General features: G+C 66.5%; 15 protein-coding genes. 11 read left to right on the plus strand and 4 right to left on the minus strand.

Annotation, left to right across the window (positions count from 1 at the left end):
• Nucleotides 1-21: 21 nt before the first annotated feature.
• From ABF648_RS06360 to ABF648_RS06405, 10 genes are all read left to right on the plus strand, one after another.
• Nucleotides 22-738: a TIGR03936 family radical SAM-associated protein gene (locus tag ABF648_RS06360; RefSeq protein WP_415631456.1), complete on the plus strand. Its 717-nt coding sequence runs from the start codon at nt 22-24 to the stop codon at nt 736-738.
• Nucleotides 739-987: 249 nt separating this feature from the next.
• The gene (locus ABF648_RS06365) at nt 988-3,705 is read left to right on the plus strand and encodes an Rne/Rng family ribonuclease (protein WP_415631457.1); all 2,718 of its coding nucleotides are present in this window, start codon (nt 988-990) and stop codon (nt 3,703-3,705) included.
• Between the two features lie 254 nt (nt 3,706-3,959).
• A complete protein-coding gene (rplU, locus tag ABF648_RS06370) occupies nt 3,960-4,268 on the plus strand; it encodes a 50S ribosomal protein L21 (RefSeq protein ID WP_415631458.1) in 309 nt (102 codons plus the stop codon).
• A gap of 10 nt (nt 4,269-4,278) precedes the next feature.
• Nucleotides 4,279-4,551: a 50S ribosomal protein L27 gene (rpmA, locus tag ABF648_RS06375; RefSeq protein WP_415631459.1), complete on the plus strand. Its 273-nt coding sequence runs from the start codon at nt 4,279-4,281 to the stop codon at nt 4,549-4,551.
• Nucleotides 4,552-4,713: 162 nt separating this feature from the next.
• Nucleotides 4,714-6,333 (plus strand): GTPase ObgE, encoded by a 1,620-nt coding sequence (obgE, locus tag ABF648_RS06380; RefSeq protein ID WP_415631460.1) that lies wholly within the window; start codon nt 4,714-4,716, stop codon nt 6,331-6,333.
• Complete coding sequence (proB, locus tag ABF648_RS06385) at nt 6,320-7,480, plus strand: glutamate 5-kinase (RefSeq protein WP_415631461.1); 1,161 nt, start codon at nt 6,320-6,322, stop codon at nt 7,478-7,480. The genes obgE and proB overlap by 14 nt, the downstream gene beginning before the upstream one ends.
• Before the next feature lie 34 nt (nt 7,481-7,514).
• Nucleotides 7,515-8,795: a glutamate-5-semialdehyde dehydrogenase gene (locus ABF648_RS06390; RefSeq protein WP_415631462.1), complete on the plus strand. Its 1,281-nt coding sequence runs from the start codon at nt 7,515-7,517 to the stop codon at nt 8,793-8,795.
• 48 nt (nt 8,796-8,843) lie between these two features.
• A complete protein-coding gene (gene nadD, locus ABF648_RS06395; RefSeq protein ID WP_415631463.1) occupies nt 8,844-9,647 on the plus strand; it encodes a nicotinate-nucleotide adenylyltransferase in 804 nt (267 codons plus the stop codon).
• Entirely contained in the window at nt 9,647-10,024 is a 378-nt protein-coding gene (gene rsfS / locus ABF648_RS06400) for a ribosome silencing factor (RefSeq protein ID WP_415631464.1), read from the plus strand. The genes nadD and rsfS overlap by 1 nt, the downstream gene beginning before the upstream one ends.
• On the plus strand, nt 10,021-10,653 hold the full coding sequence (locus ABF648_RS06405) for a histidine phosphatase family protein (RefSeq protein ID WP_415631465.1): 633 nt from the start codon (nt 10,021-10,023) through the stop codon (nt 10,651-10,653). Before rsfS ends, ABF648_RS06405 begins: the two co-directional genes overlap by 4 nt.
• A 163-nt stretch (nt 10,654-10,816) precedes the next feature.
• On the opposite strand, the gene ABF648_RS06410 is transcribed toward ABF648_RS06405, so the two are convergent.
• Genes ABF648_RS06410 through ABF648_RS06420 form a run of 3 tightly spaced genes read right to left on the minus strand, consistent with a single transcriptional unit; the run spans nt 10,817 to nt 13,527 of the window.
• Nucleotides 10,817-11,656 (minus strand): transglutaminase family protein, encoded by an 840-nt coding sequence (locus ABF648_RS06410; protein WP_415631466.1) that lies wholly within the window; start codon nt 11,654-11,656, stop codon nt 10,817-10,819.
• 3 nt (nt 11,657-11,659) lie between these two features.
• Nucleotides 11,660-12,583: an alpha-E domain-containing protein gene (locus tag ABF648_RS06415; RefSeq protein ID WP_415631467.1), complete on the minus strand. Its 924-nt coding sequence runs from the start codon at nt 12,581-12,583 to the stop codon at nt 11,660-11,662.
• Nucleotides 12,580-13,527 carry a circularly permuted type 2 ATP-grasp protein gene (locus ABF648_RS06420; protein ID WP_415631468.1) on the minus strand — a complete coding sequence of 316 codons (948 nt, stop codon included), beginning with the start codon at nt 13,525-13,527 and terminating at the stop codon, nt 12,580-12,582. The genes ABF648_RS06415 and ABF648_RS06420 overlap by 4 nt, the downstream gene beginning before the upstream one ends.
• Before the next feature lie 156 nt (nt 13,528-13,683).
• Between ABF648_RS06420 and ABF648_RS06425 the strand changes: the two genes are divergently transcribed.
• Nucleotides 13,684-13,887, plus strand: coding sequence for a hypothetical protein (locus ABF648_RS06425; protein ID WP_415631469.1), 204 nt, complete (start codon nt 13,684-13,686; stop codon nt 13,885-13,887).
• A 121-nt stretch (nt 13,888-14,008) separates the two neighbouring features.
• On the opposite strand, the gene ABF648_RS06430 is transcribed toward ABF648_RS06425, so the two are convergent.
• Nucleotides 14,009-14,583: MFS transporter (locus ABF648_RS06430; protein WP_415631470.1), on the minus strand; the 575-nt coding region annotated here is incomplete at its 5' end.

Here is a 14,583-nt window from a genome sequence, read left to right on the forward strand (position 1 = left end):
TGAGCGCCTAGCATCGTCGCCATGCCCAGACGCGAACCGCCCCGCCAGCCGCCCCCAGTGCAGCGGCTGAGGCTGTGCTACACCAAGCTCGGCGTGGCTCGCTTCGCCTCCCACCGTGACTTCGCCCGGGCTTTCGAGAGGGCTCTGCGCCGCGCTGGAGTTCCGATGGCCTACTCATCGGGTTTTTCACCCCATCCGCGGATCAGCTACGCGAATGCAGCGCCCACCTCGGCACAGTCCAGGGCTGAGTACCTGGAGATAGCGCTGGCCGAGGTGTGTGATCCACAGGATCTCGCGGGTCGTCTCAACGCGGTGCTCCCGGAAGGTTTTCGTGTCGTCAAGGTCATTGAGGCGTCCAAGCCGTCACTGGGTGATCTGCTGGAGGCGTCATGGTGGCGGATCGATCTCGGTGAGCCGCCGATCGCCGGTCTGGCTGAGGCAGTCGACACGCTACGAGCTGCCGAATCGGTGCAGGTGACCCGGCATCGGGCGAAGGGGGATCGGATTTTCGATGCCCGCCCCGCGATTCTCGCCATCGACGTGGCTGACCAGGACGAGGTGATGGTGATGCTGCGGCACCAGGCGCCACTGGTGCGTCCGGACGACGTGGTGGCCGCGCTGCGCGTGATGAGCCCCGGACTTGCCGACGACCATCCCGGCCTGTTCACCCGGGAATGCCAGGGACCGGTGCATTCCGATGGGACCATCGGTGATCCGCTGGCGGTGTCGGTGCTTTGAGCCGCCGTGTTTTCCACGAGGCCGAGTCGCGTGGATCCCGTCGCGCCTGACGGGTCTTGTTGCGCATCTGTGTCATACTGGTGCACAGGTACGGAGCTGCGTGCAGTTCCGAACTCGCAGAACCTTGGTGTCCCCACCGCGACGAGTGATCGACCGCGGGGGACTGCTGGGTGGCTGCGGAATCCGCCAGCTTTTGCCGCACTGAACCGCGGCTGACCTGCACCCGCACGGGTGCAAGAGGAGCACCACATGCTCGATGAATCCACTTCGGCCACACCCTCTTCATCTGCCCCGGACGACGGCCTGCCCCGTCCGCCCAAGGGACGCAGGGCGGCATCCCGTCCGGCCGGGCCACCCGAGGTGCTCGCTGGGCCTGCGCCGACGGCTCATCCCATACTCGAGGGAACACCGCAGCAACCGGCAGAGATCGCAGCGGAGAAGAGTGCCGTGGCCGGCGAGATTCCGGCATCCCCGGTGGCGCCGGGCATCATGGTGACGCCTGAGAACGAGTCTTCCGAACAGCCGACACCCGATGTGGTGCCCCAGGAACAAGAACCGGTCGATCAGGCCAGTGTTGACGTCATCGAGTCGCCCGAGGAGGAGCAGTCCGAGCCGGAGGACGACGTGGCGGCTGCCATTGCCGCAGTGATGCGTGAGATTGGGCCGAAGACGCCGCGCTCCTCGCGGTCCGAACCTGCCGGTGCGCAAGTGCCCGAGACCTCGGCACAGTCTGACGAGGTGGACGACCAGACCGCCGGCAGTGACACCGCCGAGGCGGAGCCGGCCCAGGGTGATGAGAAGCCGAGGCCTCGTCGGCGCAGGAATTCCCGCCGTCGCACTGACGCCACCGAGGAGACCAGCCCACCGCAGTCCCAGCCGGAAGCCGCCGATGATCTGGGTGCCGCACTCGCCGCGGCCGAGAAGCACGCCGAGGCCAGCGGCCGCCGTCACCATCGCGGCGTGGCCAAGGACCATGCTGAGAACACCGGTGAGGCTGAGTCGCACACCGACAAGGACGCGGTCCTGGAGTCGCTGGTGGCAGTCATCGCCGGTGAGTCCAAGCCCGGCTCCGACCAGGACAAGTCTGGCGCCGAGCACGGCGAGCCGAACGACGATGACCGGGCCGAGGCCACAACAACCGCCGAGCCGGTGACCGGGGAGACCGACACCGAAGTGTCCGGTGCGCCCACCCCGGACACTGACAAGTCCGAGGTCGAGGCAGATTCCGACGCCGAGGAGTCCGAGACGCCCCATCGGCGTCGCCGTCGCCGCGGGGGCCGTCGTCGCCGCCGCAGCACCGACAACGGTGACAGTGCCGAGGAGTCTTCGGAGGACAAGACCGCCGAGGACTCCGGCGAGGACAACGACCAGTCCGAATCCTCCGAGACATCTGGTTCGCAGCATCGCCGTCGCCGTCGTCGCCGTCGCCATTCCGAGGACGGTGCGTCCGACGAGAACTCCGATGCCGTCGTGGGGCGAGTGCACGAGTCGGGTCACAACCTGGCTGATGAGGTCACCGGCATTGAGGGTTCGACTCGGCTGGAGGCCAAGCGGCAGCGCCGCAAGCAGGGTCGCGCAGCAGGCCGGCGGCGCGCGCCGATCCTCAGCGAGGCCGAGTTCCTGGCGCGCCGGGAGTCGGTGGATCGCAAGATGGTCATCCGTCAGCGCGCCGACTACACCCAGCTCGCGGTGCTGGAGGACGGTGTGCTCGTCGAGCACTATGTCGACCGCAAGGCCTCGACCTCGCTGATCGGCAACATCTACCTGGGCAAGGTGCAGAACGTGCTGCCCAGCATGGAAGCGGCCTTCATCGACATCGGCCGTGGCCGCAATGCCGTGCTCTACGCAGGCGAGGTCAATTGGGACTCCATGGAGAACCCCAGCGGCCCGCACACCATCCAGACGGCGCTCACCTCGGGCCAGACAGTGCTCGTGCAGGTGACCAAGGATCCGATCGGTGCCAAAGGTGCTCGTCTGACCGCGCATATCTCCTTGCCAGGGCGTTTCGTCGTGTACTCGCCCGATGGGCATCTGTCCGGCATCTCCCGCAAACTGCCGGATTCAGAGCGTCATCGGCTGAAGAACATCGTCAACGAGGCGGTCGAGGATTCTGCATCGGTCATCGTGCGCACCGCCGCCGAGGGCGCCACCGAGGCTGAGCTGAGCCAGGATGTCGAGCGGCTCAAGGCGCAGTGGGAGGTCATCCAGAAGAAGGTGGCCCAGGGCAACGCCCCGCAGCAGCTCTACGCCGAACCCGATCTCACCCTGCGCATCGTGCGCGACCTGTTCACCGAGGATTTCGGTGAGCTGGTGGTTGCAGGGAATGGCGGCCCCGAGGATGCCTACGAGACTCTCGACGGATATGTCGAGCATGTCGCGCCCTCGCTGCGGTCCAGGCTCAAGCGCTGGGACCCCGAAAAGGGCGACCCCTTCGCGGAGTTCCGTGTCGACGAGCAGATCTCCAAGGCGCTGGAGCGCAAGGTCTTCCTGCCCTCCGGGGGTTCGCTGGTCATCGACCGCACCGAGGCGATGAATGTCATCGACGTCAACACGGGCAAGTTCATCGGCTCGGGAGGCAACCTCGAGGAGACGGTGACCAAGAACAATCTGGAGGCCGCCGAGGAGATCGTGCGTCAGATGCGGCTGCGCGACCTGGGCGGGATCATCGTCGTCGACTTCATCGACATGGTGCTGCCGGCCAATCGTGAGCTGCTGCTGCGCCGATTGGTGGAGTGCCTGGAGCGGGACCGCACCCGTCACCAGGTGAGCGAGGTCACTTCGCTCGGGCTCGTGCAGATGACGCGCAAGAAGATCGGCACGGGCCTGGCCGAGGCCTTCACCGAGCCGTGCACGGCCTGTGGGGGTCGCGGATATGTGCGCTATGACGAGCCCGTGAAGTCCCAGGCGCCCGCCGATGGTGGGGATCGTCACCGCCGGGGCGGCCGTAAATCGCACTCGGGCAAGTGATGACCGGCGGTCGCCCTGCGCGCCGGTCGCTGGTTTGACCGGCCAGGGTGCCAGACGGTATTGTCATTCCTCGGTGCATCAGCCGGAAACGGGCGTTCACGCCTGAGGACAGGAAGTCGTGCACTGCATGCTTCAAGATCGGCGGTCCTGCATCGCCGCGAACATCAGAAGAGGTCACGGACCACTTCTGCTATGCAACTGAAAGTGAATTGCACGGCTGTGACAGCGGTGCAGAAACAGGGAGTGGGTCAGTCATGTACGCGATCGTGCGCAGTGGCGGCCGCCAGCACAAGGTGGCAGTGGGCGACGTCGTCGAGATCGACAAGGTTGCTGACGAGGTCGGCAGCAGCGTGAGTCTCGAGCCGCTGCTGGTGGTGGACGGCAAGGAGATCACCACCGACAAGAGCGTGCTCGGCAAGGCCACGGTGACTGCCGAGGTGCTTGGCGAGTCCAAGGGCCCGAAGATCCACATCCTGAAGTTCAAGAACAAGACGGGGTACAAGCGCCGGCAGGGTCACCGCCAGCACTACACCCGCGTCAAGGTCACCGGAATCAACGCCTGAGGAGACAGACATGGCACACAAGAAGGCTGGTTCCAGCTCCCGCAACGGTCGCGACTCCAACGCTCAGCGCCTCGGCGTGAAGCGCTTCGGAGGTCAGCAGGTCAACGCCGGTGAGATTCTCATCCGCCAGCGCGGCACGCACTTCCACCCCGGTGAGGGCGTCGGGCGCGGCAAGGACGACACCCTCTTCGCACTCGTCGAGGGCACCGTGCAGTTCGGCGTGAAGCGCGGTCGTCGTGTCGTCAACATCGAGACGCCGGCCAATGCGGAGGCCACGGCCTGATCCCAGGGCGTCGAGTCCGTTCGGAGTTGAGTCTGTTCGAGGAGGGTCGGCCGGTGGGCCGGTCCTCCTCGTGCTTTACACGGGCAGTTTGACAGCCCAGGAACTCCGGGTGCGGGCACTGTCTCACTCCAGAATGAGAACTCGGCAGATCAGGAAGACATCATGGCCATACCCAGCTTCGTTGATCGCGTGCGGCTGCGCGTCGTGGCAGGCGATGGCGGCAATGGATGCGCCTCGGTGCACCGCGAGAAGTTCAAACCCCTCGGCGGCCCCGATGGCGGCAATGGTGGCCGCGGGGGCTCGGTGGTGCTGCGTACCGACCCCAATGTGAACTCACTGGTCGACTACCACCGGATCTCCGAACGCAAGGCAGAGAACGGTGAGCAGGGCCGCGGCGAGCACCAGTCCGGGTCCAACGGCGAGGACATCGTGCTACTGGTGCCCGAAGGCACCGTGGTCAGCGATTTCGGCACCGGTGAGGTGTTGGCCGATCTCACCGGCGACACCATGGAGCTGGTCGTCGCACAGGGTGGCCGTGGTGGCCTGGGCAATGAGGCACTCGCCTCGAAGGCCCGCAAGGCCCCCGGGTTCGCGCTGCTCGGCGAGGAGGGCGAAGGCCGAGAGATCCAGCTGGAACTCAAGGTTGTCGCCGATATCGCGCTGGTGGGTTTCCCCTCGGCGGGAAAGTCCAGCCTGATCGCGGCGATGAGTTCTGCGAAACCGAAGATCGCCGACTACCCCTTCACGACCCTGGTGCCCAATTTGGGCGTGGTCAAGGCCGGCGACACCACCTTCACGGTTGCCGATGTGCCGGGTCTCATCGAGGGCGCCAGTGAAGGCAGGGGCCTCGGGCACGACTTCCTGCGTCACATCGAACGCTGCCGAGCGATCGTGCACGTGATCGATGCCGCAACCTATGAACCGGGCCGGGATCCGCTGACGGATCTCGACACCATCGAGGCAGAGCTGGCCGCCCACGGGGGGCTGGAGGACAGACCACGGCTGGTTGCCCTGAACAAGATCGATGTGCCCGATGCCAAGACCATCGCAGAGCTCGTGCGCGACGAGCTCGTGGCGCGCGGTTGTCAGGTCTTCGAGACCTCGGCGAAGACCTCTGAAGGCTTGACCGCGCTGGTCTTCGCGATGGCGGCACTTGTCAACGCCCAACGTGGCGCCGAGCCGGCCGCCGAACCCAAGCGGATCGTGGTGCGTCCCAAGCCGGTGGACGGGAATGACTCCTTCACCATCCGCAGGATGGGCGATGGCGAGGGCGGTTTCGTCTGGCGGGTGCGTGGTGAGAAGCCGGAGCGCTGGGTGCGCCAGACGGACTTCAGCAATTCCGAGGCGGTGGGTTATCTGGCTGATCGGCTCAACAGGCTCGGCGTCGAGGACGAGCTGCTGCGCCAGGGAGCCGTCGCCCACGATGCGGTCGCAATCGGCGCCGGTGAGCATCCGGTGGTCTTCGACTTCGCGCCCCAGGTGGACATCGGCGCGGAGCTCCTCTCGCGCCGCGGCGAGGACCAGCGCCTCATCCAGGACCGCGCCTCGGTGCGCCGTCGCCGGGAACGCGATGCGGAGTATCACACCGAGCGCGATGAACTGGTGGGCGACGACCGCACGCTGGAGTGGCGCAAGGTGCGTGCCGAGGAGCTGGAGAAGATCCGTGCCGAGGGTCTCGACGATGACGCTGATGACGGTTCCGGCGTCGAAGTGGAGTGGACCGTCCACGACCCCTCCGAGGACCTGGAGGAGTACACGGGGGTCGACGGTGACGACCACTGAGCCCCGGCTGAACACCGAGGAGCAGGTGCGGACCGCTATCGGGAAGGCCCGCCGTCTCGTCGTCAAGATCGGATCCTCGTCGCTGTCGTCTGCCTCGAAGGGGCTGGACGACGAACGGCTCGAGCATGTGGTCACCACGCTCGCCGCTGCTCACAAGGCAGGGCGCGACATCGTGCTCATCTCGTCGGGAGCGATCGCCGCAGGCCTGCGCCCGCTGGGCCTGAGTCGCCGCCCCCGGGACCTGGCCCATCAGCAGGCCGCCGCCGCTGTCGGCCAGGGATTGCTGATGGAGCGCTACACAGAGGGTTTCGCCCAGCACGGCATTCGCGTGGGGCAGGTGCTGCTCACCGTCGACGATGTCACCAGGCAGTCGAACTACCGCAATGCGCTGCGTACCCTGGGCACACTGCTGCGAATGGGAGTGCTGCCCATCGTCAACGAGAATGACACCGTCGCCACCCATGAGATCCGCTTCGGCGACAACGATCGGCTGGCAGCCCTGGTCGCCCAGCTGGTGCGCGCCGATGCGCTGGTGCTGCTCTCCGATGTGGATGCGCTGTACACCGCTCACCCCGACGATCCCGATGCCGAACGCATCGACTTCGTGCCCGATGTCGACGAGCTGGAGGTTGACACCCACCGCGCCGGTCGTGCCGGGGTGGGCAGTGGCGGCATGACCACCAAGGTGCAAGCCGCGCAGATCGCTGCGTCCGCGGGTATCCCGGTGATGCTCGACAATGCCAGGGATGCCGAGCACGCCATCGCCGGGCGGGGTGGTGGAACTGTCTTCGCGCCCATCGACCACCGCCGCCCCCGCCGGTTGCTGTGGCTGGCTTTCGCCTCCCGGTCCCGCGGCAGCATTCGCATCGATGCCGGTGCCGTCAAGGCGCTGACAAGGGGTCACGCCTCGCTGCTGGCTGCCGGAGTGACTGGGGTCGAGGGTGATTTCGTGGCCGGCGATCCGGTCGAACTGGTCGGGCCGGACGCGGAAGTGGTCGCGCGTGGCATCGTGAACTTCTCCAGCGAGGAGCTGCCCGCGATGTTCGGGCGGAATTCGGCTGAGCTGGCCGCTGAATTGGGCCTCGAGTACGAACGCGAGGTCATCCATCGCGACATGCTGGTACTCATGCACCACACAGGCATGTGAGCGGTGCCGAACCACCGGAATCTGAGGAATACACATGACGGAGTTGAAGACGGCGGATTGTAGGCTGGCCGACGTGCAGGTTTCACAGCTCACCCCCCGTGCGCGAGCAGCGTCACGCGTGCTCGCGGCACTGACGCCGGAGCGCAAGAACGCCGGCCTGGTCGCCATGGCCGAGGCACTGGAAGCTTCCACCGATGGGTTGATCGCCGCGAACGCCAACGACGTGCAGCGCGCCCAGCAGGCGGGCACTGCGGCATCCCTCGTCGACCGCCTGCGGCTCACCGAGGACCGGATCGCAGACATGGCCGAGGGCCTGCGCGCTCTGGCGACGCTGGCCGATCCGGTGGGCCAGGTGGTGCGCGGCTGGGAGCTGCCGAACGGCGTCCATGTGGACCAGCTGCGGGTACCCTTCGGGGTCATCGGCATCATCTACGAGGCACGCCCCAATGTCACCGCAGATGCCGCCGGCATCTGCCTCAAGTCGGGAAATGCCACCCTGTTGCGCGGCTCGTCCAGCGCGGTGGAATCGAATCGTGCGGTGGTCGCGGCGCTGCGCAGTGGCCTGGACACTGCGAGCCTGCCCGAGGATGCCATCAATCTGGTGGAAGGTGGCCACGAGACCACCCAGGAGATGATGCGGGCTCGCGGTCAGATCGACCTGCTCATCCCGCGTGGCGGCGCTGGCCTGATACACGCTGTCGTCGAGGGTTCCCAGGTGCCGGTCATCGAGACCGGAGTGGGCAACTGTCATCTGTTCGTCGATGCCACCGGAGACCAGGACATCGCGCTGCGCGTGATCTTCAACGCGAAGACCCAGCGTCCCAGCGTGTGCAATGCCCTGGAAACGCTCCTGGTGCACCGCGACGTGGCCGAGGAGTTCTTGCCCAAGGCGCTGGAAGTGCTGAGCGCCGCCGGCGTGACAGTTCACGGCGATCCGGATTCGGTGATGATCGACTCGCGAATCGTGCCCGCCGGCGAGCACGAGTACGAGACCGAGTACCTGTCCTTGGACCTCGCATGCAAGGTGGTGGACGATCTCGACGCCGCTCTGGAGCACATCGCCCGCTATTCCAGCGGTCACTCCGAGACCATCATCACCAATGACCTGTCCCACCAGCAGCGCTTCACCACCGCGGTCGACGCTGCTGCGGTGCTCGTGAACGCGTCGAGCCGATTCGTCGATGGTGGCCAGTTCGGGTTCGGGGCCGAGATCGGGATCTCCACCCAGAAATTGCACGCCCGCGGGCCGATGGGCCTGGTCGAAATGACCACGACGAAGTATGTGCTGGTCGGCGAGGGGCAGGTCAGGGCGTGAGAGTGGCGTGCGGGTGGTCGTCTGCAGGCAGCCGAGCAGGGAGGCGCCATGACTGAGCCCACACCGGGCAACGGCTCGTCCACCGGCCAGACTCAGAACCTCGGGCACGGGCACCAGCAGGACGGCCATCCCGGGCTCGATCTCGGCCTGGCTCGCACCAACACCTGGCGGCGCTACCGGCTGGGCGTGATGGGCGGCACCTTCGACCCGATTCACCACGGTCACCTGGTGGCAGCCTCCGAGGTGGCCGCGCGGTTCGACCTCGACGAGGTGGTCTTCGTCCCCACCGGAGTGCCCTGGCAGAAGGCCGGGCGCCGGGTCTCCAAGGGTGAGGACCGCTATCTGATGACGGTCATCGCCACCGCCTCGAATCCACGGTTCACGGTGAGCCGGGTCGACATCGACCGCGACGGCAATACCTACACGGTGGACACGCTGCGCGACATCCGTGCCGAGCGCGGCGGCAACCTGGATCTGTACTTCATCACGGGTGCCGATGCCTTACGTTCCATCCTCACCTGGCGCGGTGCGGAGGACCTGTTCGACCTGGCTCATTTCGTGGGCGTCACTCGGCCTGGAGTCAATCTGCACCGCAGCGATCTCTCGCATCTGCCCTCTGACAAGGTGACCCTGCTTGAGGTGCCGGCTCTGGCGATCTCCTCCACCGAGTGCCGCACGCGGGTCTTCGACGGGCTGCCGCTGTGGTATCTCGTGCCGGACGGTGTGGTCCAGTATGTCGCAAAGCGGGGCCTCTACACCGACGCGAACGAGTCAGAGGTGCTCGAACCCGATCCCGTGCCCACCGGCGAGGAAATGAGTGCTCAGGGCGTGGCACAGGAGGAGAAGCACTGATGGCTGCCACCGAACACGCCGTGGAAATCACCCGGATCGCCGCGCAAGCCGCGTCGGACAAGATGGCCGAAGAGATCATGGCCCGCGACGTGAGCGAACAGCTCGCCATCGCCGACATCTTCCTCATCGTCTCCGGACGCAACGAGCGTCACGTGGGAGCCATTGTGGACGCCGTGGAGGATGCCCTGGTGGACGTGGACGAACACACGCATCGCCGTGAGGGCCACGGTGCGAACCGCTGGGTGCTGCTGGACTACGGCGACCTGGTCGTCCATGTTTTCCATGTCGATGACCGGATGACCTACGGCCTTGAGAGATTGTGGCGGGACTGCCCGCCGGTGGAACTGAACATACAGAGTGGAGAAGGGGCAAAGTGACTGCACCGACGCGCCTGGTGCTGTGGCGCCATGGCCAGACCGACTGGAATCTTGCGAGCCGATTCCAGGGCCAGACCGACGTGCCGCTGAATTTCACCGGCGAGACCCAGGCGCACGAAGCGGCACCTGAGCTGGCGAAACTGAACCCCGATGCCATCGTGAGTTCCCCGCTGCGCCGCACCACCACCACCGCTGATGCTCTCGTCGAGCTCACCGGGCTCGCGGTCACCACCGACGAGCGCCTGATGGAGATCGATGTCGGCTCATGGGCCGGCCGTACCTTCGAAGACATCGCCGGGGAAGGCGGCATCGACCCGAGGGCCACCTCGAAGGTCGACCGTCGCTACTCGTCGACGGGGGAGACCAGGACCGAGGTCGGCACCCGCGTGTGCGCCGCGCTGCGCGAGATCGCCGCTGCGCACCCCGGCCAGACAGTGGTGGTGGTCAGCCACGGCGTCTCGATCCGGATGGGCGCCGCGGCGCTGTGCGGGTTGAACTACATCCAGGCTCACGAGCGCGGTCCCATCAAGAACTGCTCGTGGACGATCCTGGAGCCCTCCAAGGGCCGCTGGCGGATCGTGGACTGGAACCAGTCCACCTTCAAGGGCGGCCCGGACACCGACTACTGAGGAACGGGCCGCGCGCCCCGGAGGTGCCGCTGTTGATTGGCAGGCAGGCAACCTGGGTGGACTGTTTTCGCGGTCTTCGGAGCCCCTCCGGGGACTGGTCACCCGTTGTGCGGCTTGGCCCTCCTGCGCTGGCTTCGGAGGTCTGAGCTTCCGGGTGGCCGGCTCAGGCCAGGCGGGTCATCTTCACTTCGACGAACATGGACGATTCGCCCTTTCCGCGGAACATACCGCGCAACGGCGGTACGTCCAGGTAGTCCCTGCCCATTCCCACCTGAACGTGGTATTCGCCGGGAATGACATCGTTGGTGGGGTCATAACCCACCCAGGAGCCGTTCCACCACTGCACCCAGGCGTGGGACTGGCCCTTGTGCTCGGTGCCGATCTGCGGATCATCGGCCCCCATGACATATCCGGAGACATAGCGGCAGGGAATCCCCAGATGACGCAGGGCCCCGATCATCAGGTGCGTGTAGTCCTGGCAGACACCCTTTCCAGCGGCCCAGGCCTCGGTGGCCGTGGAGCTGACCGTGGTGCTGCCCGGCACGTACTCCAATGAGGAGTGCACGAGTTCTCCGACTTCGCGTGCGCACTCGTCCACTGTGCTGTTGTGGGCGGCGATCTGGTCTGCGCGCTCCGCCAGCTCCTCACCGGGATCCACCAGTGGGCTGTTCACGAGGTACTCGTTCCAGCGATCCTCGGTCGAGCCCACCTCGGTGAGCAGCATTGGGCTGATCGCAGGAGGGGTGCGGGTGACATCGACGGAGGTGGTGACCTGCACTGTCATCAGGTCATGCGGCTCGTGCAGCTCGAAGGCGGTCACCTGGGTTCCCCAGTAATCGATGAAGTTGTACGACCAGGGAGTGGGGGTGATGAGCACCGAACGTTCCCGGATCAGCTGCTCGGGGGAGTAGCTGGGCGACATCCGGATCTCGTTGAAGGAGTCATTGACCGGGTCGGAGTAGCGGTAGCCCGTCGTGTGGACGATTCTCAGCGTTGTGGTCATCTGTCATCTCTCGTTCCACTGGGGCACCAGGGCGCCCTCGAAATAGCGGGTCGTGAGCGCCTGGGTTGCCTGTCGGCACACATCGAGCAGCCTCGCCGTTCGCCCGCCCAGATCGGCCATCGGATCCTGGCTGGCGGAGTACTCGACGGTGGCACAGGCCCGGCCGAGCAACCGCTGGGCATCATCCTCGAATCCGGTGCGAAGCACTGTCGGGTCGAGAGCCGCCAGTGAATCCTGGGCGCTGGTGAGACTGTGCACGACCGATCGTGGGAAGAGCCTGTCGCGCATCAGGAAGTCCACCGCAGCCGACAGACTGTCCTCCTGACCGCGGCTGACCACATATGCCTGTTGGGCTCCGCAGGCCCGGAGCAGCACATGGTGCGTTGCGGGCCGGGCCGGAGCCACCACCGTGGCGTAGAGAATCCGGCTGGTCATGTCGACGCGTTCGATGAAGCGCCCAGCTGCCAGGAAGTACCAGGCCTGATCGCGTGGCATGGTGTCCGAAAGCGTGCCGACGATCATGGACGAGAAGTCCCGCACCACACGACAGGCCTCCGGGGGCCGCATCTGATCGAGGTTCCCGAACTGGATGGTCCGCCAGGCGCGGTTGATGGCCTCCCAGGTGGACGTCGAGAGGATCTCCCGGCAGCGTCTCGCGCTCTCACGGCAGTTGGCGAAGGTGGAGACGATCGAGAGCGCGGAATCAGGATTGAGCCCGAGGGTGTCCCAGACCTTCTGATAGGTCTCGCAGGCATCCGGCGGGGCCCCCATCGCCTTGCACAGTGTTGCGCCGAAGTTGAGCCCAGTAGCTCCTCCGGCGCCGGCGCCCAGGTCGAGGTGCACCTCGAGTACACGCGCCTGGTCCGAGGCGCGCTCGACATAGCGGCCGATCCAGAACAATGATTCCGCGATCCGACTGAGCATCATCGGGTCTGCGCCTCCGAACGGACAATCGTCTGCTGTTGCTGTTGCTGTTGCTGTTGCTGTTGCTGTTGCTGTTGCTGTTGCTGGTCGGATTCCGCCGCGTCATTGGCCGACACATCCGGCTGTACGGGAGATTCCGTCTCCTGCACCTGGATGGATTCCGGCACGGGGTTGGGAATCCCGGCACCGAGCACCCAGGTGTCCTTCGACCCGCCACCTTGGGATGAGTTCACGATGAACTCGCCCTTTTTGAGCGCCACTCTGGTGAGGCCGCCCGGCAGCACCCACATGTCCTTGCCGTCATTGACCACGAAGGGCCTCAGGTCGACGTGACGGGGGCTGAGTTCGCCGTCAGCCATGGTGGGCACCGTGGACAGCTGGATGAGGGGCTGGGCGATCCAGCCGCGCGGCCGGGTGAGCACCCTGGCCCGCACATCGTCGATCTCGGACTTGGAGCACTGTGGCCCGATCACGATGCCCTTCCCGCCGGACCCGTCCACCGGTTTGATGACCAGTTCGTCGAGACGGTCCACCACCTCTTCGAGCTGGGCGGGATCGTCCAGCCGCCAGGTGCGCACATTCGGCAGGATCGGATCCTCATGCAGGTAGTAGCGCGTCAGATCGGGAACATAGGAGTAGATGAGCTTGTCATCGGCCACTCCGTTGCCCACCCAGTTGGCAATGGTGAGATTGCCGTTCGCCTGGGCCGACAGCATCCCTGCGCACCCCAGTACCGAGTCGGAATTGAACTGCACCGGGTCGAGGAATTCGTCATCCACCCGTCGGTAGATGACATCGACACGGGACAGGCCGTCCGTGGTGCGCACGTAGACATATCCGTGCCGGGCCACCAGGTCGCGTCCCTCGACCAGCGGCACACCCATGGTGCGGGCCAGCAGGGTGTGCTCGAAGTAGGCCGAGTTGTACACGCCAGGGGTGAGCACCACGATGTTGGGATCACTGACACCCGCGGGTGCCGCCTTGGGCGATGCCGGCCGCCCGAGCGTGGGGGGGGCGGGCCCGCGGGGCCCCCCCGCCGGGCGCGGGGGGGCGCCGATCGCACCCGGCGGAGCCAGCGGCGCGGCCTGTCGTGCGCGCGGTGCGTGCGCGCCATCCGGCGCTCCAGCAAGCTGGCCACGGCGATGGAGGCGCGGGCGTTCGGCGGCACGCAGCAGCGGTCCTGGTCGCACCGGTCCGTCCTGCATCCCGGCGACTGGTGGGTGATGATCGGGGCCGTGCTGCTGGTGGCGATCGCGCTGCTGGCAGCCTGGGCGGCGGGGACGATCAACATCGTGTTCCTGCACTGAGCATGGGGGCCGGCCGGTGTGAGCGGTCGGCCCCCAAGCCCAGGGTTACCCGGGATGCGGCTCCCCGGGCTCGGCCTCGAGGCCTCGGGATCCGTGTTGGCCGGCCGTCCTCGGCTTCAGCTCAGTCCGCCGTCGCGACCTGCTTCCGCGGGTGGTACGCGTCCGGCAGCAGCGCCAGGCAGAGGATGCTCAGCGTCATGATGATGGTCAGATAGGCGGACACCGACAGCGGCGACCCGGTCGCGGCGCTGAGCCGGTTGGCGATCAGCGGCGAGATGCCGCCGCCCCGCGCCGCGCCGACCTGGTAGCCGATGCCGCTGCCCGAGTACCGCTGCGCCGGGGTGAACAGGTGCGCGAACAGGGTCAGCATGGGGCCGAAGAACAGCCCGCCGAACGCGAAGCCGATGATCATGGCCAGCGAGGCGAGCGTGGGGTCGGCGGTGCGGAACATCAGCATCATGGGGTAGGCCCAGGCGCCGAGCAGCACCCCGCCGATCAGCATGATCCGCTTGGCGCCGAAGTGGTCGGCCAGGATGCTCGCGGTCAGGATGGTGGCAGCGTGCAGGACGCACCCGATCAGGGTGGCCAGCACCAGCGTGTTGCGGTTGATCCCGAGCCCGTGCGCGGTGGGCGGGTCGGAGCCGTACGACCGGAGGAAGGATGACCCCACGCACGTGAACGCGTTGCACCCGACGG

Source organism: Propionibacterium sp. (genome assembly GCF_047719395.1).
Classification (GTDB): Bacteria; Actinomycetota; Actinomycetes; order Propionibacteriales; family Propionibacteriaceae; genus Propionibacterium.